The sequence below is a fragment of the Mesorhizobium sp. 01N446 genome, assembly GCF_056399285.1.
In genome coordinates this window covers 275,574-296,659 of record NZ_JBFTRA010000008.1, presented here as the reverse complement: position 1 = coordinate 296,659, position 21,086 = coordinate 275,574, and the positions used below count along the sequence as shown (strand labels likewise).

22 protein-coding genes are annotated in these 21,086 nt (G+C 64.3%); 19 read left to right on the top strand and 3 right to left on the bottom strand.

What is annotated here, in order from left to right; all coding sequences use genetic code 11:
- Positions 1-60: 60 nt before the first annotated feature.
- Both hemB and AC1DPX_RS27260 read right to left on the bottom strand, forming a co-directional pair.
- Positions 61-1,092, bottom strand: coding sequence for a porphobilinogen synthase (gene hemB, locus AC1DPX_RS27265; RefSeq protein WP_202354782.1), 1,032 nt, complete (start codon positions 1,090-1,092; stop codon positions 61-63).
- 109 nt (positions 1,093-1,201) lie between these two features.
- Positions 1,202-2,023, bottom strand: coding sequence for a DUF2066 domain-containing protein (locus AC1DPX_RS27260; RefSeq protein ID WP_477240473.1), 822 nt, complete (start codon positions 2,021-2,023; stop codon positions 1,202-1,204).
- A 185-nt stretch (positions 2,024-2,208) separates the two neighbouring features.
- Between AC1DPX_RS27260 and AC1DPX_RS27255 the strand changes: the two genes are divergently transcribed.
- The 5 genes from AC1DPX_RS27255 to AC1DPX_RS27235 all read left to right on the top strand — a co-directional run bounded on the left by AC1DPX_RS27255 (position 2,209) and on the right by AC1DPX_RS27235 (position 6,651).
- A complete protein-coding gene (locus tag AC1DPX_RS27255) occupies positions 2,209-3,252 on the top strand; it encodes an enoyl-CoA hydratase/isomerase family protein (protein WP_202354780.1) in 1,044 nt (347 codons plus the stop codon).
- Positions 3,249-3,671, top strand: coding sequence for a DUF6163 family protein (locus tag AC1DPX_RS27250; RefSeq protein WP_115139495.1), 423 nt, complete (start codon positions 3,249-3,251; stop codon positions 3,669-3,671). Before AC1DPX_RS27255 ends, AC1DPX_RS27250 begins: the two co-directional genes overlap by 4 nt.
- A gap of 238 nt (positions 3,672-3,909) precedes the next feature.
- Positions 3,910-4,425 carry a transcriptional regulator LdtR gene (ldtR, locus tag AC1DPX_RS27245; RefSeq protein WP_013896002.1) on the top strand — a complete coding sequence of 172 codons (516 nt, stop codon included), beginning with the start codon at positions 3,910-3,912 and terminating at the stop codon, positions 4,423-4,425.
- Between the two features lie 205 nt (positions 4,426-4,630).
- Positions 4,631-5,038, top strand: a complete 408-nt coding sequence (locus tag AC1DPX_RS27240; RefSeq protein ID WP_477240471.1) for a hypothetical protein — start codon at positions 4,631-4,633, stop codon at positions 5,036-5,038.
- Positions 5,039-5,397: 359 nt separating this feature from the next.
- A complete protein-coding gene (locus tag AC1DPX_RS27235) occupies positions 5,398-6,651 on the top strand; it encodes a L,D-transpeptidase family protein (protein WP_477240469.1) in 1,254 nt (417 codons plus the stop codon).
- Positions 6,652-6,711: 60 nt separating this feature from the next.
- On the opposite strand, the gene AC1DPX_RS27230 is transcribed toward AC1DPX_RS27235, so the two are convergent.
- A complete protein-coding gene (locus AC1DPX_RS27230; protein ID WP_477240467.1) occupies positions 6,712-7,437 on the bottom strand; it encodes a helix-turn-helix domain-containing protein in 726 nt (241 codons plus the stop codon).
- 403 nt (positions 7,438-7,840) lie between these two features.
- On the opposite strand from AC1DPX_RS27230, the gene AC1DPX_RS27225 reads away from it, so the two are divergent.
- The 14 genes from AC1DPX_RS27225 (at position 7,841) to AC1DPX_RS27160 (ending at position 20,864) form a co-directional block, all read left to right on the top strand.
- Complete coding sequence (locus AC1DPX_RS27225) at positions 7,841-9,487, top strand: Na+/H+ antiporter (RefSeq protein ID WP_202354777.1); 1,647 nt, start codon at positions 7,841-7,843, stop codon at positions 9,485-9,487.
- Positions 9,488-9,681: 194 nt separating this feature from the next.
- Complete coding sequence (gene glyA, locus AC1DPX_RS27220; protein ID WP_477240465.1) at positions 9,682-10,995, top strand: serine hydroxymethyltransferase; 1,314 nt, start codon at positions 9,682-9,684, stop codon at positions 10,993-10,995.
- Between the two features lie 97 nt (positions 10,996-11,092).
- Positions 11,093-11,671 carry a hypothetical protein gene (locus AC1DPX_RS27215; RefSeq protein WP_477240463.1) on the top strand — a complete coding sequence of 193 codons (579 nt, stop codon included), beginning with the start codon at positions 11,093-11,095 and terminating at the stop codon, positions 11,669-11,671.
- 27 nt (positions 11,672-11,698) lie between these two features.
- Positions 11,699-12,028 (top strand): GlpM family protein, encoded by a 330-nt coding sequence (locus tag AC1DPX_RS27210; RefSeq protein WP_477240461.1) that lies wholly within the window; start codon positions 11,699-11,701, stop codon positions 12,026-12,028.
- Between the two features lie 95 nt (positions 12,029-12,123).
- Positions 12,124-12,603: a transcriptional regulator NrdR gene (nrdR, locus tag AC1DPX_RS27205; protein ID WP_013895995.1), complete on the top strand. Its 480-nt coding sequence runs from the start codon at positions 12,124-12,126 to the stop codon at positions 12,601-12,603.
- A 2-nt stretch (positions 12,604-12,605) separates the two neighbouring features.
- A complete protein-coding gene (gene ribD, locus AC1DPX_RS27200) occupies positions 12,606-13,736 on the top strand; it encodes a bifunctional diaminohydroxyphosphoribosylaminopyrimidine deaminase/5-amino-6-(5-phosphoribosylamino)uracil reductase RibD (RefSeq protein WP_202354775.1) in 1,131 nt (376 codons plus the stop codon).
- A gap of 68 nt (positions 13,737-13,804) precedes the next feature.
- Positions 13,805-14,422, top strand: coding sequence for a riboflavin synthase (locus AC1DPX_RS27195; protein WP_477240459.1), 618 nt, complete (start codon positions 13,805-13,807; stop codon positions 14,420-14,422).
- Between the two features lie 246 nt (positions 14,423-14,668).
- On the top strand, positions 14,669-15,163 hold the full coding sequence (gene ribH, locus AC1DPX_RS27190) for a 6,7-dimethyl-8-ribityllumazine synthase (RefSeq protein ID WP_202354773.1): 495 nt from the start codon (positions 14,669-14,671) through the stop codon (positions 15,161-15,163).
- Positions 15,160-15,660, top strand: coding sequence for a transcription antitermination factor NusB (gene nusB, locus AC1DPX_RS27185; RefSeq protein ID WP_202354772.1), 501 nt, complete (start codon positions 15,160-15,162; stop codon positions 15,658-15,660). Before ribH ends, nusB begins: the two co-directional genes overlap by 4 nt.
- On the top strand, positions 15,657-16,901 hold the full coding sequence (locus AC1DPX_RS27180; protein ID WP_202354771.1) for an MFS transporter: 1,245 nt from the start codon (positions 15,657-15,659) through the stop codon (positions 16,899-16,901). The genes nusB and AC1DPX_RS27180 overlap by 4 nt, the downstream gene beginning before the upstream one ends.
- A gap of 152 nt (positions 16,902-17,053) precedes the next feature.
- Positions 17,054-17,965, top strand: coding sequence for a glycine betaine ABC transporter substrate-binding protein OsmF (gene osmF, locus AC1DPX_RS27175; protein WP_202354770.1), 912 nt, complete (start codon positions 17,054-17,056; stop codon positions 17,963-17,965).
- An 18-nt stretch (positions 17,966-17,983) separates the two neighbouring features.
- Entirely contained in the window at positions 17,984-19,183 is a 1,200-nt protein-coding gene (locus tag AC1DPX_RS27170; protein ID WP_477240457.1) for an ABC transporter permease, read from the top strand.
- Positions 19,180-20,118 (top strand): ABC transporter ATP-binding protein, encoded by a 939-nt coding sequence (locus AC1DPX_RS27165; protein ID WP_477240455.1) that lies wholly within the window; start codon positions 19,180-19,182, stop codon positions 20,116-20,118. Before AC1DPX_RS27170 ends, AC1DPX_RS27165 begins: the two co-directional genes overlap by 4 nt.
- Complete coding sequence (locus AC1DPX_RS27160) at positions 20,115-20,864, top strand: ABC transporter permease (protein ID WP_477240453.1); 750 nt, start codon at positions 20,115-20,117, stop codon at positions 20,862-20,864. The genes AC1DPX_RS27165 and AC1DPX_RS27160 overlap by 4 nt, the downstream gene beginning before the upstream one ends.
- Positions 20,865-21,086 lie beyond the last annotated feature (222 nt).

The following is a 21,086-nucleotide window of genomic DNA, read 5'->3' as shown; positions in this document are numbered from 1 at the left end:
ACCGCCGGCGGGGCGAAAGAATGGTGACATCTGCTGAAAGGCTTTGCGGGGAGGCCGGGACTAGCCCTTAAGCATCTGTGCCACTTCTGGCGCGAAATAGGTCAGGATGCCGTCGCAGCCGGCGCGCTTGAAGGCGAGCAGCGATTCCAGCATCGCTTTCTCGCCGTCGATCCAGCCATTGGCGCCCGCCGCCTTGATCATCGAATACTCGCCCGACACCTGGTAGGCGAAGGTCGGCATCTGGAATTCGTCCTTCAGCCGGCGGATGATGTCGAGATAGGGCAGGCCGGGCTTGACCATCAGCATGTCGGCGCCCTCGGCGATGTCCTGCTCGGCCTCGCGCACCGCCTCGTCCGAATTGGCGTGGTCGATGTAATAGGTCTTCTTGTCGCCCTTGAGCAGGCCGGCGGTGCCCACCGCCTCGCGGTAGGGGCCGTAGAAGGCCGAGGCGAATTTCGTCGCATAGGACATGATCGCCACGTCCTGAAAGCCGTTTGCGTCGAGCGCGTCGCGGATGGCGCCGATGCGGCCGTCCATCATGTCGGACGGCGCGATGATGTCGGCGCCGGCCGCTGCCTGGATGACGGCCGCCGCCGCGACCTGTTCGACCGTTTCGTCGTTGACGATGATGCCGTCGCGCAGGATGCCGTCATGGCCGTGGCTGGTGAACGGGTCGAGCGCCGCGTCGGTGATGATGCCGATCCCGGGCACCGCGTCCTTGATGGCGCGGGTGGCGCGGTTGATGATGTTTTCCGGGTCGAGAATGTGCGAACCGGTCTGGTCGCGCAGGCCGAGTTCGACATTGGGGAAGGTGGCGAGCGCCGGAATGCCGAGCTTGGCCGCGCGTTCGGCCTCCTTGACAGCGAGATCGACCGACAGGCGGAAGACGCCGGGCATGGCGGCGATCGGCTCGCGTACGTTCCTGCCCTCGACGACGAAGATCGGCCAGATCAGGTCGTCGACGGTGACCCGGTTCTCCTGCACCAGGCGGCGCGACCAATCGGCCTTGCGCATGCGACGCAGGCGGCGGCTGCCGGTGATTTCGTCGACGCTGCGCGCGCCGGCTGGCTTTGTCGGGGTGAATTTGTTCATCGCCAAAACTCTCTTTCAGCGGCTTTTACCACGAGCCCTTGGCGCAGACCAATGCGACACGTTTGTGCCAAGCCGGCGGTGGGGCGTACGTCCTGCCATGTCTATCCGGTCAGGGTTGCCCATTGCCCGAAAGAATCTGCGCTGCGCCTCCGATGGCCACACGGAACGCCTCGTCGAAGCTGACGCCGCGGACCTGCCAGCGATAGGTCTTGCCCTGATCGGCCAGCCGCCAGTCGGCGATCCAGCCGAGCTCCTTGTCGCTCCATACGATGCTGCCGGCGAGCGCTTGTGTGCCACCGGTCTGTTTGGCCAGGCGATCCAGCCTTGCCATGTCGTCGGTGCGCAGCCCTTTTTCGCCGAATTCGGCCAGCAGCGCTGCCTTCGGAAACACCACATGCATCAACAGCGGACCGGTGGCATTGGCGAAGGATTCGCGCATCGTCTCACCACGCTTCTCTTCGGCGCTGAGCACGAAATGCCGGGCACCCTGTTCGGCGGTGAAAAAGACGGCAAGCGTCGGTCGCTCGCCAGGCCAGGGCTTGCTGCCGAGTTGCGCGAGCAGCTTGTCGACCGTGGCGGGCTTGTAGAGGCAGGTCAGATCGTGCGGCCGGTCATGCGTGCCTTGCTCGTCATGGATCGGAATGCCCTCCAGCCGGTCGTGGTAGCGGAAGGTGTCGACGAAATCGCCGGCCTTGTCGCGAAGGGCCGCCATTTCGGGTTTCTCAGGAAGACGCCGATCGCCTGAGACCCTGACCAGGACCCGGTCCAGGCAATCCCTGAAGCCTATCTGGCGGTTCACCTCGCCCTGGCCGGTGACGATGGTCTGTGATTGGTAGAGCTCGTCGGTCGTGACGGCGAACGCATCACGAGGCGCCATGCAGGCGATTGTCACCCCGATCGTCAAAAGCAAGGCACAAAGAAATCCTGGCATGGCCAACTGTTCCCCGACGCCGTCGGCGCGCGATAGCGGCGCATCGCTTGCGACGGCGGCGATCTTCGTAGCATCGGCCGCCGCCGGTCGCCAAGACCACGGCGCGGAGGCTGCTGCCATTGACGCACCCATGCGCCGCCTTTAGCACTTCAATCCCGCAGGCGCGGGGGAGGGATTCTCTGGCGATGGATTTTGGTGGCGGCGACGAGATCCGCTTCGAGCGGCTGGGCAGAGCCGGTGTCGTCACGCTGACGCGGCCGAAGGCGCTCAATGCCATCACGCACAACATGGTCAAGGCGCTCGGCAAGGCGCTCGATGCCTGGGAGCAGGACGCGAGCGTCAACGTCGTCGTCGTCAAGGCGGAGGGCAGGGCGTTTTCCGCCGGCGGCGATATCCTGCAGGTCTACGAGGGCGGCCGCGCCGGCAAGCCGCCAGTCGATTTCTTTGCTGATGAATACAGGCTCAACGCCCGCATCGCGCGCTTCAAGAAACCCTATGTCGCGCTGATCGACGGCATCGTCATGGGCGGCGGCGTCGGTATCTCCTTCCATGGCTCACACCGCATAATGACCGAGAATGCGCAGTTCGCCATGCCCGAGGTCGGCATCGGCTTCTTCCCCGATGTCGGTGCCAGCCATCTGCTTCCGGATCTTGGCGGCAGCTTTGGCATGTATCTCGGCTTGACGGGAGCGCGTATCCGTTATGGCGATGCGCTGTGGTCCGGCCTTGCCACGCACACGATCAAGGCCGACGATCAGGCAGGGCTGCTTGACGAGCTGGCGACCAGCAATGACCCGAACGCCGAGTTGCGGGATTTCTTCGTCCCGGCCAAACGCGAGACGGAACGGCAGGACCTTGATTCGATCGCCCGCCATTTTTCGCAAGGCACGCTCGCCGGCATCATCGCCAGTCTTGAGGACGCAGCCGGCGGTGATGCCTTTGCCGAGAAGACACTGGCGATGATCAGAAGCCGCTCGCCGACCAGCCTTCACATTGCCTGGCGCGAGATCGGTGCCGGCCAGACGCTGTCGATGGATGAATGCATGAAGATGGAGTTCCGCATTCTCAACCGCATGCTCGCCGGCCATGATTTCTACGAGGGCATCCGCGCCGCCATCATCGACAAAGGCTCGACCCCGCAATGGCGGCCGGCGAAACTGGATGCGGTGAGCGCGGCCGATATCGATGCCTATTTCGCCCCGCTCGGCGAACGGGAACTCCAGCTATGAGCGAGGTGACGTCGAGACGCGTCGTGCTGCAGCCCTCGACGGTCGAGGTGATCTTCGCCTGGTTCCAGCGCGTCATCGCCGGCTACTGCCTTTTGTTCGGCATTCTCTACTGGATCAAGCTGATCGGCTTCTATCCGGGCTCGCTGTGGCGCTTCGACCTGATGCCGGTGCATTGGCAGGTGGCGGCGGTGATGCTCGCCGTGTTTTTCCCCTTTGCCGCGGCGGGGCTCTGGATGCTGGCCTCGTGGGGGCCGGTGATCTGGTTCATCTGCGCGGTCACCGAGACCGTCATGTATGCCGGTTTTCCCGAGCTTTTCGGTCATCGCCTGCTGATCGTCGTCTCGCATGCGGCGGTGGCGCTGCTCTACATCGTCTTTCGCGTCGTCATATGGCTGCAAAAACGCCCCGTCCGGCACTAAACCGTTGAGCCCGTTGGCGTCTTGGCAAACGCCCGGATTGAACCCTGCGATGACTGCCTAAGCCTTTAGGTTAATTATCCTTACTCGGGTGACCGTTCGTTAAGCCTCTTCCGAAACCTCTTACCGGTAAGCTCTTGTTAGCCCTAGCGTTTAAGTCGAATTTTATGAGTATTCGATAGTGTCGCGATCAAGGTGAAAAACAAAAAATCACCAGGGCGACAAACGAGAGGCAAAGACAATGATCAATTCGCGTCCGGCGGCGAAGACCGCCAACGTTTCCGACGATCGCCGCGAGGCTATCCGTTCCCTGTACATGGAATCGCTGCAGCTGGTCGAGCGGCTGCACCGCCGTCTGCTTGATGTCATCAAGGACGAATTCGACCGCAACGGCCGTTCCGACATCAATGCCATCCAGGCGCTGCTACTCTTCAACATCGGCAATTCCGAGCTGACCGCCGGCGAGCTGCGCTCGCGTGGCTACTATCTCGGCTCGAACGTCTCCTACAATCTGAAGAAGCTGGTCGATCTCGGCTTCATCAACCACCAGCGTTCGCGCATCGACCGCCGTTCGGTCCGCGTCTCGCTGACCCCGAAGGGCAATGAGGTGGCGGACGTGGTCGCCGGTCTCTATGAGCGCCATGTCGGCTCGATCGAACAGGTCGGCGGCATCAACACCGACGAGTTCAAGCAGATGAACCGCGCCCTGCAGCGCCTCGACCGCTTCTGGAACGACACCATCGCCTACCGGATGTAAGCAATCCACGAACGGCAGCCGCGCCGCAGAAGCGTGGCCGGAACAGCGACCTCCAGTCAGGGGCCGGTGCCGAAAAGCACCGGCCCTTTTTCTCGTCAAGGACAGCCAGCCGGCAGTTCGGTGGTCGTCTCTTGACCGATGCAGCACCGGAAGCCGGTCACCGGCGGCTTCCGCCGCCCGCTTTGCTTTCGCCTCGACAATGCTAATGTCGCCGCGCAAGGGGGACATGATGGGCTCGAGGAACTGCTTCAAAATCTGTTCGGTCGCCGCGGTGCTCCTGCTGGCACCGGAAATGGCCTTCGCGGAGGACTGGTGGAAAGACTCCTTCGCCATCGAAGGCAGCAGCCCCTGCGACAACAATGATTCCAGGGTGACCTTCACCGACAAGTCCGTGGACATGTGGGAAGTCGGCTGCACACTCGACAGGGTCCAGAAACTCAGGGGCCTGGAGGCAGTCATCATGGACATGACCTGCTCGGATGACGAGCAGAGTGTCGAGAAGAGACGCGCGCTGTTGCTCAAACTCGATGACAACAAGATATTGCGGTATCCCGAGTACCAGGTGCTGCAACGGTGTTCGGAGCTAAAGGCCAAGACCAGCCCGAAGCCTTAGCTGTCCGCGCCGATAGAACGCCGCGGTTCCCGCGCGCCACGTCATGGCCCTGACAATGCGAGGGCAAGGTGGGTTCGATACCGAAAAACCACGCCCCTTTCATTTCGCCACGCCGGTCGGCTCAAATTGGGCGCAAGGCCACGTTGCCGCCATATTCCAATGGAACCGAGGGTGGCAGTGATGCTGTCGTGAAGATCATGCGTCCACCCGCAACCGTATCGCGCCTCGTGCGTTTCTTGGCAATGTGATACGGGCCATGGTTGGCTAATTGTTAAGATTGCCAATTTTAGAGTGCGGGCGAGATCGCCCGATGATCGACACAGCAAATGATCGAACCGCTACCTATGTCTGGAACGTCCATGAGAACCAGCCGCCGCTTTTTCCTTTCCGGAGCCTCGTTGCTCGCCGCCGCCATGGTGGCCGGCCGTGCGAGCGCGCAGGATGTGATCGGGGATATCCTGAAATCCTCGGCCCGCGGCAATTGGGACGATCAGTTCGACGCCCGCGCCAGCGAAGGCGGCAAGGTCGCCTCGACGCTGCCGATCTTCAGCCCGCAGACCGTTGCGTTTACCGAGCAGGCGGTCGCGCAGTATCAGAACATTGTCGGGCAGGGCGGCTGGGTAGAGGTTCCCGCGACCAAGAAGCTGGAACTAGGCGTCGATGATCCGGACGTGGTGCCGCTGCGCAAGCGCCTGATGGTTGCGGGCGATCTGTCGCAGAGCGCCGGCATATCGACGGCCTTCGATTCCTATGTCGACTCGGCCGTCAAGCGGTTCCAGTTGCGCCACGGCTTGCCGGCTGACGGCTCCATGGGCAAATACACCTATGCGGCGATGAATGTTTCGGCGCAGGTCCGGCTCGGCCAGTTGCAGACCAACCTGCTGCGGCTGAAGGAGAAGGCCGGCACGCTCGGCAACCGCTACGTGCTGGTCGACATTCCGGCCGCTCAGATCGAAGCGGTCGAGAATGACCGCGTCGTGCTCCGCCACACCGCTATCGTCGGCAAGATCGATCGCCAGACGCCGATCGTCAATTCCAAGATCAACGAGATCATCGTCAACCCGTACTGGAACGCGCCGGTTTCGATCGTGCGCAAGGACATCATTCCACTGATGCGGAAGGACCCCAACTATTTGAAGAACAGCCATATCCGCCTGTTCGCGCCGGATGGCAGCGAAGTCGATCCGATGAATGTCGACTGGTCGACGGATGATGCGGCCAAGTACCGGTTCCGCCAGGATCCCGGTTCGGAAAACGCCATGGCGTCGGTCAAGATCAACTTCCCGAGCCCGGACGGCGTCTACATGCACGACACCCCGCAGCAGAGCCTGTTCGGCAAGATGATGCGCTTCGATTCCTCGGGCTGCGTGCGCGTCCAGAACGTGCGCGATCTCGTCACCTGGATCCTGCGCGACACGCCCGGTTGGGACCGCCAGCATTTCGAGGCGGCGATCAAGACTGGCCAGAACACGCCGATCCAGGTCACCAACCCGGTGCCGGTGCACTTCCTCTATCTCTCCGCCTGGTCGACCGGACCAGGGGTCGTCCAGTTCCGCGACGACGTCTACGCGTTGGACGGCGCCAGCGAACTGCAGATCACATCTTCGCTGTAAGCAGCTGATAGTCTTGACGAAAGGCCGCTCGAAGGGGCGGCCTTTTTGTTTGCGGGATTGTTAGATCAGCCGCTGGTTCACCAGCCGCGCCACCGCTTGCGCGCGGTTGACGGCGCCGAGCTTGCGCCTGGCATTGTCGACATGGAAGCGCACCGTCGCTTCGGCAATGCCGAGAATGACCGAGATTTCCCAATCCGTCTTGCCTTCGGCGACAAGCGCCAGGCTGTCGCGCTCGCGCACCGTCAGCCGGACGGTGGCGGTGGGCGGGGGCGTCGTCAGATCCATCAGCCGTTCGGTCAGCACGAGGCCGGCCATCTGGATGGCAAAACTCTCTTCATCCGTGAAGTCGCGCCGGTGGAAGCCGAGATGCAGCGAGGCTATGGCGCCATCCGCCCCATAGGAGGTGGAACAAAGCGCGTCGTTGATCGCCGCCTCGCCGAGCGCGTCCCAGTAGGTACCGAATTGCGCGCTGCCGCGCGGGGCAAAATCGGAGAAGCGGTAGCGCGTGCGGTTTTCGCGGATCGCGCCCAGCAACGGATTGCATTCGAAGCAGACATAGTCGAATGCCGGGCTGCCCGGCCAGTCCGCCGGCGCCAGCCGCGTGATGAAGCCTCCAGCCGCCCAATGGCTGGCCGAGGTCAGCGTCGCTGTCGGCCTTCGGTAGAGGCGGGTCTGCAGATACGAAGCGCCGAAGCTTTCCATCGCCGCGAAATAAGCGGTGCTTGCGCCCTCGGCCGTTTCCGAGGCCAGGGCCGGTTCGGCAAGTGCCATGATCCGTGACAGCATCGATCGAACCCCCGCTCGCCAGCCGTGATGCAGCGTGGCACAGCGGTATGTCGGCTGCAAGGCAGCCGCCCGGCGAAACCCCTCTGTCAACCCCGCGCTATCGGGAGGTTGATGCCGGACGATGCTCGATTATCCAGAAAGGAGCAGCGCCGGCATCCGGCATTCAAGTCCGAATGCCTGGACACCGGCGCCCCTGCATACGCACGTCAACGGGGGGCTGGCGTGCGGCCGGCCACCTGGTGCCCCTAGGCAGCCTTGCGCTGACGCCAGGTGCCGGCCTTTTTTTGGCGTCGGCCTGATGCCGGCCGCACGGTCTGCCGTGCTCCGGCAATCGCCGAGCCGGCGCTGTCTGGACGCGACGGCGACGATTGCGCATGGTTCCCCAAACAGCCGGAATCGCGCCATGCAAGCCGCCATCTTCGTCCTCGTCGTGCTCGTCTTCGTCGCCGTTTCCGGCGCGCTGGTGCGGCTGGTGCGGGTGCCGCTGCCGGTGCTGCAGATCGCCATAGGTGCTGCCCTTGCCTGGCCGGTGCGCGGCATCCATGTCGAGATCGATCCGGAACTGTTCCTGCTGGTGTTCATTCCGCCGCTGCTGTTCAGCGACGCTTTCGGCGCGCCCAAGCGAGAACTGATGGCGCTGCGCGGGCCGATCCTCGACCTCGCCATCGGCCTCGTCTTCTTCACCATTGTCGGCTTCGGCTATGCCTTGCACTGGCTGGTGCCGAGCATTCCGCTGGTCGTTGCCTTCGCGCTCGCGGCGGTGCTGTCGCCGACCGATGCGGTGGCCGTCTCCTCGATTGTGGACAGGAACGTCGTCCCGGCGCGGCTGATGCACATTCTGGAAGGCGAGTCGCTGCTCAACGATGCGTCGGGCCTGGTGATGTTCCGCTTTGCCGTCGCGGCGGCACTGACCGGCAGTTTTTCCTTTGCCGCCGCCTCGCTGAGTTTCCTCTACGCCGTGGCGGTCGGCATCCTGGCCGGCGTGGCGGCCTTGTTCGTCGCCGCCAAGGCGCTGCAACTCTTGAACCGCATCGGCGGCGTGCCGGCCGAGGCGCAGGTGCTGATCACCATCCTGCTTCCCTTCGTCGCCTATCTTGGCGCCGAGCATTTCGGCGCTTCGGGCATCCTGGCGGCAGTGACCGCCGGCCTCTTGACCGGGAGCACCGGCATATTCCGCTTCCTCGGCGTCTCGGCGCGCATGCAGACGATCTCGCTGTGGACGACGTTTTCCTTCGTCTTCAACGGCGCGCTGTTCATCGTGCTTGGCCTGCAGCTTCCCGAGATCATCCGCAAGGTTCCGCCCGAACTGTCCAGCCGCCATTGGTTTTTGGAACCGGTGCTGACGGTCCTGCTGCTGACCCTTTGCCTGATCGCGCTACGCTTCGTCTGGATCTGGATTGGCGACATCACGGCCGGTTTTGCGGCGCGGCTCGGCAAGCGGCAGGCCGAACCGTTCGGCATGCGCGTGCGGCTCGCCGGTTCGGTGGCGGGCGTGCGCGGCGCCATCACGCTGGCCGGCATATTGTCGCTGCCGCTGGCCTTGCAGGATGGTTCGCCATTCCCCGCGCGCGACCTGGTCATCTTCCTCGCCGCCGGCGTCATCATCTGCTCGCTCGTCATCGCCAGCCTGGCCTTGCCGGTGATCGCGCGCGGACTGGTAGAGCCCGGCGAGGACGCTGGTGCTGCCGAGGAACGCATGGCGCGCGTCGGCGCGGCAAAGGCGGCGATCGCCCACCTCGAAAGCATCGCGCAGACCGATGACGAAGGGGAGGGCGATGTGCCCGGCCTCAAGCTGGCCGCCGCCAACGGCATCGTTGCTGCCTATCGGCGACGCATCGCGGCGTCCGACGAGGCCGACGAGGCACGCGCCGAGATGCGCGAGGCGGGAAGGCTGGAGATCGATCTGAGGCTGGCCGGCATCGCCGCCGAGCGTGACGCCGTGCGCGCCATGCTTCGCCGCGGCGATATCAACGACCACACGGCGCGGGCGCTGTTCACCGAGATCACGCTCACCGAAGCCCTTTTGAACGGCAGGCAGACGCGGAAATAGCGCCGGCGATGCCCCAGAGGCGGTGGATTTGCAGTCTCTGCCGCAAACCGGCCAGCAAATTTCGCGCCGCAAACGTGGCGGGTCGAAAACAACTGTGTTAATGGCGCGGCAATGCATGTCGCCCAAAAGTGTGCAGCGGTTTTGGGGCAACGATAAGCATAGGTAAATTGCCCCGAACCGGAGGATTTCAGGCCATGGCAACAGCAGCGGCAGCGTCGAACAAATTCGAATCCTTCTTCGAAACCACGCTGGAAGACGCCGATCCGGAGATTTTCGGCGCCATCCGCAACGAGCTTGGCCGCCAGCGCCATGAGATCGAGCTGATCGCCTCGGAAAACATCGTTTCCCGCGCCGTGCTCGAGGCGCAGGGGTCGATCATGACTAACAAATACGCCGAGGGCTATCCCGGCAAGCGCTACTATGGCGGCTGCCAGTTCGTCGACGTGGCCGAGGAACTGGCCATCGAGCGGGCGAAGAAGCTGTTCGGCTGCAATTTCGCCAACGTCCAGCCGAACTCCGGCAGCCAGATGAACCAGGCGGTGTTCCTGGCGCTGCTGCAGCCCGGCGACACTTTCATGGGCCTCGACCTCAATTCCGGCGGCCATCTCACCCACGGCTCGCCGGTCAACATGAGCGGCAAGTGGTTCAAGGTCGTCTCCTATGGCGTGCGCAAGGAAGACCACCTGCTCGACATGGACGCGATCGAAAAGACCGCGCATGAGACCAGGCCGAAGCTGATCCTGGCCGGCGGCACCGCCTATTCGCGCATCTGGGACTGGAAGCGCTTTCGCGAGATCGCCGATGCGGTCGGCGCCTATCTGATGGTCGACATGGCGCATATTGCGGGCCTCGTCGCCGGCGGCGTGCATCCCTCGCCACTGCCGCACGCCCATGTGGTGACCACCACCACGCACAAGTCGCTGCGCGGCCCGCGCGGCGGCATGATCCTGTGCAACGACGAAGAGATTGCCAAGAAGATGAACTCGGCCGTGTTCCCCGGCCTGCAGGGCGGCCCGCTGATGCATGTCATCGCCGCCAAGGCGGTGGCCTTCGGCGAGGCGCTGAAGCCGAGCTTCAAGATCTATGCCGAGAGTGTCGCCGCCAACGCCACGGCGCTGGCTTCGAGCCTCAAGGAGACCGGCCTCGACATCGTCTCCGGCGGTACCGACAACCATCTGATGCTGGTCGATCTGCGCCCCAAGAACGCCACAGGCAAGCGCGCCGAGGCCGCTCTTGGCCGCGCCAACATCACTTGCAACAAGAACGGCATTCCCTTCGACCCGGAAAAGCCCTTCGTTACCTCGGGTGTGCGTCTCGGCACGCCAGCCGGCACCACGCGCGGCTTCGGCCAGGCCGAATTCCGCGAGATCGGCAAGCTGATCGCCGAGGTGCTGGATGGTCTCAAGGTCGCCAATTCGGACGAGGGCAATGCCGCGGTCGAGGCGGCGGTCAAGGCCAAGGTCGTGGCGCTGACCGATCGTTTCCCGCTCTATCCTTATCTCGGTTGACCATCCTTATCGATTGACCAGGCGCGAAGCGTCATCTTTTATCCGCCGGCGGTGCGCCACCCCTGATCGGGTGGCGCATGGAACTGGAGATTTGATGATGCGCAATTTTCGTATCGCCTTGCTCGGCGCTGTCGGCTGGCTGGCCATTTGCGGTCCTGTTTCGGCGCAAACGCAGCCCGCTCCGGACCTGCCTGCCACGAGCACCTTCGGCCGATGGACAACCATGGTCGATACGCTTGACACCGGCCAGGATGCGCACAAGACCTGCGCGGCCTCGACGGCGTTCTTCGATGCGAGCGGCAATTCGGGCACGCTGACCTTGTCGATCTCGACCGGCGATGCGCTGCCGCCTGATGCCTACCCGGCCATCATGCTCACCGTTGACAACAAGCAGTTGCCGACCGGCAAGAAGATAGCGGCGACGTTCGGCGATCCAGGCGTCAAGGTTTCCGCAACGGTCTATTCCAACGATGCCCTCATTGGCCGTCCAAGCTGGACGGTCGACAACCAGGCCAAGACCAGTCTCGCGCTGCTGCGAGCCATGCGCCAGGTCGTCTCGCTCGACGTGACTTTCGGCAAGCAGGCCTTCGCCAGCATCCCGATGGACGGCTTCACCAAGGCCTACCGCAATCTCGGAACGTCTTGCGGCTTCCCGACCAAGGACGTCGCGCCGTGACGGTCAGGTCGCAGTAGTGGGCCGCGGATGGATATTGTCTGGAAGGGTGTGGTCGGCGGGCTGGTGACGGCGCTGATCGTCTGGGCGTTCAAGCGCGGTAATGTCCTGCCGGGTATCCTGCCGCTGGCGCCCACCTTTGCCGTCATTGCCTTGCTCGCCGTCGGCGCCAATGGCGATCCGGGCGGTTTCCGCGATGCCTGCCTTGCCGGAATGAAGACAATTCCCGCCTATCTCGCCTTCCTCGGCGCCTGCTGGCTGTTCATCGACAAGGTCGACTATCGGCTGGCCGTTGCCGGCGGCATCGCTGTCTGGCTGGTTGCCGCGCTGGCAATCTTCCTCGCGCCTCGCTATCTCTGATGCTGCAGTCCGTTGACGAGACGGAACGGCTTCAATCCCGGCCGGAAAGGCTCTAAGCCTTCCGCCTCACCAGATTCGCGAACCCAAGGCTCTCCATGCGCTGTCCCTATTGCCAGTCCGAAGATACGCAGGTGAAGGATTCGCGCCCCGCCGAGGATGGCGCGGCGATCCGCAGGCGCCGTGTCTGCCCCGATTGCGGCGGCCGCTTCACCACGTTCGAGCGCGTGCAATTGCGCGATCTGGTCGTGGTCAAGAAGTCGGGCCGCAAAGTGCCGTTCGACCGAGACAAGCTGCTGCGCTCGGTCGAGATCGCTGTGCGCAAGCGCAATGTCGACCCCGAACGCATCGACCGCGCGGTGACCGGCATCGTGCGTCAGCTCGAAAGCTCCGGCGAGACGGAAGTGGCCTCCGGCGAAGTCGGCCGGCTGGTCATGGAGGCGCTGAAATCGCTCGATGACGTCGCCTATGTCCGCTTTGCTTCGGTCTACCGCAATTTCCGCGAGGCCAAGGATTTCCACGAATTGCTGGGCGAGTTGAAGGGCGACGAAGACAAGAGTGAAGAGGAAGCCGGCTGAGCATGGCAGCATCGCAACGGAGCGAGGCCGAACAAGCGGCCCTTGATCGTCGTTTCATGGCCGCCGCCCTGCGGCTTTCGCGCAGGAATGCCGGCCGCACCTCCACCAATCCTTCCGTGGGCACGCTGATCGTGCGCGATGACGGCGCCGGGCCGATGATCGTCGGCACCGGTGTCACCGCCGTCGGCGGCCGGCCGCATGCCGAGACAGAGGCGCTGGCCGAGGCCGGCGAACTGGCGCGTGGTGCCACCGCCTATGTCACGCTTGAACCTTGCGCCCATCACGGCCGCACCCCGCCTTGCGCCAACGCGCTGGTCAACGCCGGTATTGCGCGCGTCGTGGGGGCTGCCAGCGATCCGGATCCGCGCGTTTCAGGCAAGGGCTACGCCATCCTGCGCGCCGCCGGCATCGAGGTGGTCGAGAAGGTGCTGGCCACGGAAGCCGCCGAGCAGATGGCGGGCTATTTGATTCGATCCCTGCGAAAACGCCCGGAAGTGACGCTGAAGCTTGCACTTTCGAGCGACGGCAAGATCGGCAGGAAAGGCGCCGGCCAGGTTGCGATCACCGGTGAGATCGCGCGCCGTGACGTCTATCTGATGCGCGCGGAGTCGGATGCCATCCTGATCGGCATCGGCACGGCGCTGGAGGATGATCCGGCGCTGACCGTGCGGTTGCCGGGGCTGGAAAACCGTTCGCCGGCGCGCATCATCCTCGATCGCCAGATACGGCTCCCGGAAGCCTCGAAGCTTGTTTCCGGTGTCGACCGCGTTCCGCTTTATGTCGCTTCCTGTCTTGAAGCCGATCCGCACCGTCGCGCCGCACTCGAACGCGCCGGCGTGCGCTTCATCGGCACCGAAACGCATGACGGCGTCGTCGCCTTGCCGGAACTGCTCGAAGACCTGGCGGCGCTCGGCATGGCAAGCGTGCTGGTCGAGGGCGGCGCCCAGGTCGCCAGGGCATTCCTGGACGAAGAGCTGGTCGATCGCATCGTGTTGTTCCAGGGACCGGAGGCGATTGGCGAGGATGGCATTGCATCGCCGGTCGATGCCGACCATATCCCGGCAGGCTTCCGCAAACTGCGCGAAATGCGCTTCGGCGAGGACAGCTACGCCGAATGGGTAAGAGACCTCTAGACCATGATCCCGAAAAGTGGGACCCGGTTTTCGGACAAGGTCATGGTCAAAACGGGAAGATAGCATCGATGTTCACCGGAATTGTCACCGATATCGGCACCGTCGCGGCCGTCAAGCCGCTCAGCGAAGGCGTCGGTCTGCGCATCGACACCGCCTACGACCCCGAAACCATCGCCATCGGCGCCTCGATCTCCTGCGGCGGCGTCTGCCTGACGGTCACGGCTTTGCCCGAACATGGCTCGAACGCGCGCTGGTTCGAGGTCGAGGCCTGGGAAGAGGCCTTGCGGCTGACCACGGCTTCGGGCTGGAAATCCGGCAGCAAGGTCAACCTTGAGCGGGCGCTGAAGATCGGCGACGAACTCGGCGGCCACATCGTGTCGGGCCATGTCGACGGGATGGCCGAGATCGTCGAGCGCAAGGACGAGGGCGACGCGGTGCGCTTCACGCTGGAGGCGCCACGCCATCTGGCGAAATTCATCGCACCAAAGGGCTCCGTCGCGCTCGACGGCACGTCGCTCACCGTCAACAAGGTTGAGGGCGTCCGCTTCGACGTGCTGTTGATCCACCACTCGCTGACCGTCACCACCTGGGGCGAACGCACGGCCGGCGACCGCGTCAACCTCGAGATCGACACCATGGCTCGCTACGCGGCGCGGCTGGCGGAAGCGGCGAAAGAGGGGCTATAGCCTGTGACGGAAAGCGGGAATTCCAAAGAGCAAGAGCGGCTCACTCGGGAAGCTTTGGCCGATGTAGATGCCGGCCGTGTGGTGGATCACGAAGCCGTTGTTGCCTGGGCTGAAAGCGTTGGTACGGACTGCCCGGTCTTGGCGCCGTCCCCAAAGAGACGATAGGCCTAACGCACCTCCCTCAATCTTCCGCTTGCGATCAATCCGGCTTCGGCCTAAGTCACCGGCAACCCCCCGGAGATTTTTATGGCAGGCACATCCCAACACGGCAAAGCCTTCATTCGTCCGAAGGCGAAGGCGCATCTGCTGATTGTCGAAGCGCGCTTTCACGACGACCTTGCCGACGCGCTGCTCGACGGCGCGACGAGCGCGCTCGAGGAAGCGGGCGCGACCTACGACGTCGTCACCGTTCCAGGTTCGCTCGAAATTCCCGCAGTGATCACATTCGCGCTGGACGGCGCGGCGGAAGGCGGCACGAGTTATGATGGCTTCGTTGCGCTCGGCACCATCATCCGCGGCGACACCTATCACTTCGACATCGTCGCCAATGAATCCAGCCGCGCGCTGATGGACCTGTCCGTGCAGGACTCGGTCTGTATCGGCAACGGCATCCTCACCACCGAAAACGATGCCCAGGCCTGGACGCGGGCCAAGCGCTCGGAAGGCGACAAGGGCGGATTTGCCGCGCGCGCGGCGCTGACCATGATTGCGCTCAAGGAACAATTGGGGGCGCGCTCGTGAGCGAACCCGCTTCGCCCGGACAGCCCGCCGTGCGCCATGCCAACAAGCGCGGCGCGGCGCGTCTGGCCGCCGTGCAGGCGCTCTATCAGATGGATGTCGCCGGTAGTGGCGTCTTCGAAATCACCGCCGAATATGAGGCGTTCCGGCTTGGCAAGGAAGTCGACGGCGCGCTCTATCGCGAGGCGGATGCCCAATGGTTCCGCGCCATCCTGACCGGCGTCGTCGAGGACCAGAAGACCATCGATCCGGTCATCCGCCAGGCGCTGACCGATGACTGGCCGCTGTCGCGGCTCGATTCGACGCTGCGCGCCATCCTGCGCGCCGGCGTCTATGAATTGATGAAGCGCGACGACGTTCCGGTGGCGGTCATCGTTTCGGAATATGTCGACATCGCCAAGGCCTTCTACGAGGAAGACGAGCCGAAGCTGGTCAATGCCGTGCTCGACCGCGTGTCACGCCGGGTGCGTGGCGAGGGGCGCGGCAAGGACGCATCGTGACATCAATCGCCATCGAGACGAGCAGGGAGGCGCGGCGCACCGCGCTGATCCTCGCCGTCTCGCAGGCGATCATCGGCTCCGCGGCGCCCATCGCCATTTCCATGGGCGCGCTGGCGGGACAATATCTGCTAGGCGCCGACAAATCGCTGGCGACGGCGCCGATCACCGGCTTCAACATCGGTGTCGCGCTCGGAGCCTTGCCTGCCGCGGCCATCATTCGCCGGCTGGGCCAGCGCGGCGGCTTCATGACCGGAACCGTCGTCACCGCGCTTGGCGGCCTGCTTGCCACACTGGCGCTCTTCCACGGCAGTTTCTGGCTGTTCGCGTTCGCGCTGCTGGTGATCGGCATCGGTGGCGCCTTCGTCCAGCAGTTCCGCTTCGCCGCCGCCGACAACGCGCCGCCGGAGTTCAAGGCGCGCGCCATTTCCTTCGTGCTGGCCGGCGGCATCATCACCGCCATCCTCGGGCCGCAGATCGTCATCTTCACCCGGGAACTGTTCGCACCGGTGATGTTTGCCGGCTCGTTCGCCTCCATCCTGCCGCTGGCGGCGGTGGGCGCTGTCATCCTGTCGTTTCTGCGCCTGCCGGCGAAGACGCCGAGCAAGGTTGACGTTTCCGACGGCGATGCCAGGCCCCTGGCCGAAATCGTCACCAAGCCGCGCTTCGTCGCCGCGCTGTTTTGCGCTGTCGGCAGCTATGCGCTGATGAGCTTCGTCATGACCGGCGCGCCGCTGGCCATGGTAGGCTGCGGCCTGTCGGAGGACGACGCGACGCTGGGCATTTCCTGGCACGTCATGGCGATGTTCGCGCCGAGCTTCTTCACCGGCTCGCTGATCCATCGCTTCGGCGCCGAGCGCATCGTCGCCATCGGCCTGGTCCTGCTCATCGGCTGCGCCATTGTCGCCTTGTCGGGCCTTGCGCTGTGGCAATTCTGGACGTCCCTCATCCTGCTCGGCCTCGGCTGGAATTTCGGCTTCATCGGCGCCACCGCCATGGTGGCGGCCAGCTACCGGCCGTCGGAAAAGGGCAAGGTGCAAGGTTTCCACGACTTCGTCCTGTTCGGCTCCGTCGCTTGCGCGTCGCTGCTGTCGGGCATGGTCTACAACGCCTGGGGCTGGGAGATGCTGAACTGGATGGTCTTCCCGGTCACCGTCCTGTGCTTCGTGGCACTTGGCGCGCTCAAGTTGACCGCTTCGCGTAAATCAGTACCTGATCCCCTGGTCGATGCAGACCTGACATGATGCTGTCAGGATTGCTTCGGTTGAATTTGCCGATCTGAAACAAAATTATTGCGTCTGCACCTATTGTTATGAAACCGTGTGCCCCGACTGGCCGTTGAAGCCATGCTCATATGCGGCCGCCGCATTCCGGTTCACAGCAAGGGATTTTCACGATGTTTTCAGTCAAGGTTTTCGCCGGCGCGGCATTGGCGCTGGCCGTCACGGCAGCTTCCGCCAGTGCTCAGGTGGTCGTCTCCTCGAAGATCGATACCGAGGGTGGCGTGCTCGGCAACATCATCCAGCTCGTTCTCAACGCCAACAACATCAAGACATCGGATCGCATCCAGCTCGGCGGCACGCCGGTGGTGCGCAAGGCGATCACCGCCGGCGAGATCGACATCTATCCCGAATACACCGGCAACGCCGCCTTCTTCTTCGAGAAGGCCGATGACCCGGTCTGGAAGGACGCCGCCAAGGCCTATGAGACGGCCAAGAAGCTCGACTATGATGCCAACAAGATCGTCTGGCTGTCGCCGGCGCCGGCCAACAACACCTGGGCGATCGCCCTGCGCAAGGAAGTGACGGACGCGAACAAGCTCGTCACGCTGTCGGACTTCGGCAAATACGTCGCCGGCGGCGGCAAGGTGGTGCTCGCCGCTTCCGCCGAGTTCGTCAATTCGGCGGCCGCCCTTCCGGCCTTCCAGACCACCTACGGCTTCACACTGAAGCCGGATCAGCTGATCACGCTCTCGGGCGGCGACACGGCGGCGACCATCGCCGCGGCCGCCAACCAGACCAGCGGCGCCAATGCCGCCATGGTCTACGGCACCGATGGCGGCATCGCGCCGTCCGGCCTGGTCGTGCTCGAGGACGACAAGGGCGTGCAGCCGGTCTACCAGCCGGCGCCGATCATCCGCGAATCCGTGCTCAAGCAGCACCCGGAGATCGAGACGCTGCTGAAGCCGGTCTTCGCCAAGCTCGATCTCGTCACGCTGCAGGAGCTGAACGGCCGCGTGCAGGTCGGGGGCGAGCCGGTCAAGGGCGTCGCGGAGGACTTCCTGAAGAAGAACGGCTTCCTGAAGTAGGACGCTTCGGCGCGCCGCATGCGTGGCGCGCCGGAACCACCGACGGGGGAGGGCGTGAATATCCGTTTCGACAAGCTCGGCGTGGTCATCGCCGCGATCGCGGCCTATGCGGCGTTCCTCGCTCCCTTCGCCACGTTCCGCGCCAACCGCATCGTTCCGGGCCAGGCGCGCTCGATTCTCGAGGCGCTTCCGGCAACCGCCGGGCCGTTGCTTCTGGCAATCGTGGTCGTGGCCGCGCTCATAGCGCTGTTCAGGACACCGCTCGTGCTGCGCCTCGCCGCCGGTCTGGTCGCGCTTGCCGCGCTCGTGCTCCTCGTCGGCGTCGCCGGCACATTCCTGACGCCGGCCGGCAACACCTTTGCCAGAGTATCGCCGGCCTCCGGTTTCTGGATACTCATCTTCGCCTTCACGCTTTTGCTGGCGGACGTGCTGACGCGCCTGAATTTGTCGCCATTGGCCCGTGTCGGCGTGCTGGTAGTTGCCGCCGTGGCCATCGGCCTGCTCTTGGTGTCGGGAGCCTGGAACGACCTTTCCATCCTGAAGGAATACGCCAACCGCGCCGACAGTTTCTGGGCCGAGGGCTCCAAGCACGTGACGCTGGCGCTCGGCTCGCTATTTGCGGCGGTCACTGTCGGCCTGCCGCTCGGCATACTCTGCCATCGTGTCGAAAGGCTGCGCGCCGGCGTGCTCAATGTGCTCAACATCATCCAGACCATTCCTTCGATCGCGCTGTTCGGTCTGCTGATCGCGCCGCTCGGCTGGGTCGCCGCGCATGTGCCGGGAGCGGCCGCGCTCGGCATTCGCGGCATCGGCACGGCGCCTGCCTTCGTGGCTCTGTTCCTCTATTCGTTGCTGCCGGTCGTGGCCAACACCGTGGTTGGGCTCGCCGGTGTGCCGCGTGCGGCCAACGACGCCGCGCGCGGCATGGGCATGACCGACCGCCAGCGTCTGTTCGGCGTCGAGTTCCCGCTGGCCTTTCCGGTGATCCTGACCGGCATCCGCATCGTGCTGGTGCAGAACATCGGCCTTGCGACCATCGCCGCGCTGATCGGTGGCGGCGGCTTCGGCGTGTTCGTCTTCCAGGGCGTTGGCCAGACGGCGATGGACCTGGTGCTGCTCGGCGCCGTGCCGACCGTGGCGCTGGCCTTCGCCGCCGCTATCATCCTCGACGCAGTGATCGAAATGACCGCCACCAAGCACAGGGTTGAAACGGCATGATCGAGATCGAAGGCATTACCAAGCGCTATGACGCGACAACGGTTGTCGATGACGTCTCGATGGTCATCGAGCCGCGTACGATCGCCGTCATCGTCGGCACCTCGGGGTCCGGTAAGACGACGCTGCTGCGCATGATCAACCGGCTGGTCGAGCCGACATTAGGCATCATCAAGCTCGATGGCGCCGACAATCGTTCTGTGCCCGGCTACGAACTGCGCCGCAGCATCGGCTACGCCATCCAGGGCCACGGCCTGTTCCCGCACCGCACCGTGGCGCAGAACATCGCCACGGTGCCGGTGCTGCTTGGCTGGGACAAGGACCGCATCAAGGCCCGCGTCGATGAGCTGATGACGCTCTACCAGCTCGATCCCCGGGAATTCGGACCGCGCTATCCGCACGAACTGTCCGGTGGCCAGCAGCAGCGCGTCGGCGTGGCCCGCGCGCTCGCCGCCGAGCCCAACGTGCTGTTGATGGATGAGCCGTTCGGCGCGCTCGATCCGATCATCCGCACCAAGGCGCAGGAAGATCTGCTGGCGATCCAGAAGCGCTTCGGCACCACCATCATCCTCGTCACCCACGACATGGAAGAGGCCGTGCATATGGGCGACAAGATCGCCGTCATGGATGCCGGCAAGCTCGTGCAATACGCCAGACCCGCCGAGATCCTGGCAAACCCGGCCAGCAGCTTCGTCGAAACCCTGGTCGGCGCCAGCGAACGGCCATTCCGGCTGCTGTCGCTCGGACGGGTGCGTGACGCGGTGGAGAACGGCGCCGCCGAGGGCGAAGCCATTCCCGGCGATGCCAGCCAGCGCGATGCACTGGCCGAACTCCTGTGGTCGGGCCGGCCGGCGCTGCCGGTCCAAGGCGCCGACGGCAAGCCGCTTGGCCGCGTCACGGTGGACGGGCTGGTCAAGCGGGCGGCGAGGCCGGCATGAAAGCCTGGCTGCCCTTGCTGCTCAGGCTTGCGCTGGTGATGTTGCTCGTGGCCTTCCTCACCAATCCCGGCTGGTTCGAGCCGCTGCTCAAGCCGCTGACCGAAAACAACGCGCCGGTGATCTACAATCAGGGCAGCCTGCTGACGCTGACGCTGCTGCATCTGCGCACCGTGCTGATCGCCACCGTCGCCGCGACCATCGTGGCGGTGGCCCTGGCCATCCTTGTCACCAGGCCGGCTGGCGCCGAATTCCTGCCGCTGTCGCGCAGCCTGGTCAATATCGGCCAGACTTTCCCGCCGGTGGCGGTGCTGGCGCTCGCGGTGCCGGCCGTCGGTTTCGGTGAGAAGCCGACGCTGATCGCGCTGTTTCTCTATGGCCTGTTGCCGATCTTCGAGAATGCGCTGACCGGGCTGACGACGCTGCCGGCCAATGTCGTCGAGGCGGCGCGCGGCGCCGGCATGACCGGCTGGCAAAGGCTCACCAAGGTCGAACTGCCGCTCAGCGCGCCGATCATCCTTGGCGGCATCAGGCTCTCGGTGGTGATCAGCCTGGCCACCGCCACCATCGGCTCGACGGTTGCCGCCAAGACGCTGGGCGAGGTGATCATCGCCGGTCTCTTGTCCAACAATCTGGCTTTCATCCTGCAAGGCGGCCTGATCGTGGCGGCGCTTGCCGTACTGATCTATGACGGACTGTCGGCGGTCGAGCGCTATGCGGCGCGGCGGATGGGACGCGAGGCGGAGTAGTCCTTTGGGACGCTGATGGTCGTGTCGGACATGATCCCCTGGCGTCATTTCAATCGATCTAAATGAAGGGCCGTGCCGGCAGGGTGGCCGCGGCTTTTGTCTTTTGGGCGAAAGCCGGGCAAAAACTGAACAATATCTTGACGTTCCGAGCCCTGTTTCGCATACACCGATGCGAAGAGGTGGATTCCGTGCGCGGATTCCGGTCTTTGTCTCAACGGCCCA